Source organism: Shewanella sp. SR43-4 (genome assembly GCF_014163845.1).
Taxonomy (GTDB): domain Bacteria; phylum Pseudomonadota; class Gammaproteobacteria; order Enterobacterales; family Shewanellaceae; genus Shewanella; species Shewanella vesiculosa.
The window spans coordinates 1-440 of the sequence record NZ_JACJEB010000056.1 but is presented as its reverse complement, the minus strand read 5'-3'; the positions used below and the strand labels follow the sequence as shown (position 1 = coordinate 440).

Annotated in this window: 1 protein-coding gene; it reads right to left on the bottom strand. The window is 45.0% G+C overall.

The features are described 5' to 3' along the window. Positions 1–440: transposase (locus H5123_RS20395; protein WP_182699100.1), on the bottom strand; the 440-nt coding region annotated here is incomplete at both ends.

Below are 440 nucleotides of genomic sequence, written 5' to 3'. Positions count from 1 at the left end.
GCGAGTTCTTTGGCATAGCAATCAAGTAGCGCCATATCTAAATCAATGTTGCGCTGCACGATAGGGTCTTGATACTGCTCACGAAGTTTTTGTCTTGCTGAAATGTTTTTAAGATTTAACTCAGTGGCAGGCAAGTTGTATTGGCTGTTGGTGTTAACCACATGACCTTTGAGCATGGCACCGTGACGAACAATTTTCATTCGTCGACGTAATAGGTCACGGGCAGCGCGCATTTCGCTGGGGTAATCGTAGGCTATTGGGAAATTACCGCCACGCAGTAATGAGGCAATTTTAAAGGAATCGACTTTATCATTCTTGGTTTTACCGCCGTGAATCGCCTTCATATAAAGCGCATGACCTAGTACAAAATCAATCCCAAGTTCAGCACACCAATCTGACACCCAATACCAGCAATGCATGCACTCAACGCCGACAATCAC